This is a genomic window from Paraclostridium dentum (assembly GCF_012922555.1).
GTDB lineage: Bacteria > Bacillota > Clostridia > Peptostreptococcales > Peptostreptococcaceae > Paraclostridium > Paraclostridium dentum.
This window is the reverse complement of record NZ_WIPK01000040.1, coordinates 1-1998: the sequence shown is the minus strand read 5'-3', so window position 1 is coordinate 1998 and position 1998 is coordinate 1. Positions and strand designations below refer to the sequence as shown.

Annotated in this window: 1 protein-coding gene; it reads right to left on the bottom strand. The window is 44.3% G+C overall.

The window, feature by feature from the left end:
• Nucleotides 1-110 precede the first annotated feature (110 nt).
• On the bottom strand, nucleotides 111-1998 hold a 1888-nt coding region (locus GFJ41_RS20840; RefSeq protein ID WP_170075962.1), incomplete at its 5' end, for a hypothetical protein.

The window sequence follows — 1998 nt, the reverse complement described above, 5'->3', positions numbered from 1 at the left end:
CGTTAGTATAAGGTGATCGTTGTTAAGGTGAGTGAAGAGCACAAATTCACCATCACAACAATAGGAAAGAAAAAAAATAATAAAGTTGTACAGAAACAAGTGACATATGCTTATGTAGTGCATCCAAATTCGGTAAGCATTTGAGCCAATGAGTTGATGCCAATGTAGGTGTCTTTGTAGTCTTTGGTTTGACCTTCCTGCTTTGTTGGCCAGTATTCAATCCATGTCTGCTCACCCAAGATGTACTGCAACTTTCCGTCTATCCTTGGTAGATCAATGCTCCGGCCCATGATGAGGTAGCTCTTGCCTTGTTTGAATCCCAAAGAGTCCCTGCAGTTAGCATGACCCATGAAGCTCCTCACTTTGTCATGTACATCTTGGTCAGAACCTTCTTTAAGGACCTCTTCAATCTTCATTTCATAGAAATCTGTGTTTGGGCTCGGGTCCAGATTTAGAACTTTGACTTTGTACACGTAATCCATGCCAGCATCACAAGCTTTCTTCTCACGTTCTTTCTCATCAATCTTCTGCTTTTTCTGCATACTGCAGTTTTCTTCAGCACACTGACAGAGACCCTCCTGGTCACTGCACAATCTGTTTAGGGCTCCATCTTTCTTTACAGGATGGTAGAACTTCACACAGCGTTCCCCTGGAGAATAATACTCGTACACGGTGACACCAGCAGGTTGGAGCAAAGCTACATTGGTTATCTTGTGCACTCTAAAAACAATCCTGTCTGCTCTAGCGTGTGATACCTTATCTAAATAAATGATGAGGGAGCCTCGTTCTGAAAGCTGCTTATCCATCTCAAACTTCTGAATGTATTTATCTCTTCCACTGGTTAGTTCTGTAAGGTCATTTTCATCCACTACAAATCCTGTCAATAAGCCAATATCCAAAACAGTCATAGTGGCATCTCTGTTTGGATCCTTAAACAGAAGGTCAATGATAACCTCGTAACTTTCTTCAGCATCTTTGTTTGATACCTCTCGTTCCCTTTTCATTTGAACAGATAGATCATACTTTGTGCAGTCACTCTTCTTTTCTATGGGTCTTGCGTAGTAAAGTGTATACACTTTGAGAACTCCAGCACCAGAACCCTTAGCAGTAACATTAAACTCTTGCTTGAGCTGAACCTTGTCTGTGCGTGTTAGATGTGCATTGCTCTTGCTGAACTTCCATGCGATGGGGCGACTTCGTCCACTCACACTCAATTCCACATCCAAGTCAACATTCTGACGATCTCTTACTTGCTTATAGTACTCAGCCACTGCTTGGAACACCATGATGGTTGACTGGGTAGTGCCACTACCTCCATACGGACTACTCTGTCTATTAAGCCAGTGAACTGCTTTTCCTGCCGCATCAAAATCCTTTACTTTGACCAGAGCCAGTAAGGCATATGCAGTTGCCTCCAGAGTGAAGTGATGTCCTCCAGCAACTTGCCAATAAGCTCCATCTCCAGAGGAAGCTTTCAGCAGAAGGGATTTGTCCATTTTGCCAGCATTGGCCATTGCATAGGAAGACATAGCTATGGCATACGGATTTGTCAGTGAGGGGAGTCTTCGCTCCAAATAAGCAGTGGCCTTTCTGGAAGCTTCTGGAAGACTTCCAACTAATTTGGCACAGAGGTGGTTTCCTTCTTGCAGGGCAATCAGGACAAATGCTGTCAGAGATGCATCAGCATCCTTGCCTCGTACATCACCGACCATCTCTGCATGAATCACTGGAGCATTTTCTTTAAATGTGCCATCAGGCATCTGTGCATTTAGAATCAGCCACTTTACGGCACTGCAGAGAACATTTTCATCTACACTAATGATGTCACTGGCCAGAGCAAAGACTTTGGCAACGTAAGCTGTCAACCAGGTGCTGCCGGGTCTGTGTACCCATGCAGCATAGGAACCATCATCTTTACGGTACGTAAGCTCTCGTGTATATCCTGTTTGAATGTGTTGGACAGCCTCGCTACGTCGTTGCAGGCCAACTGCTTCCCAC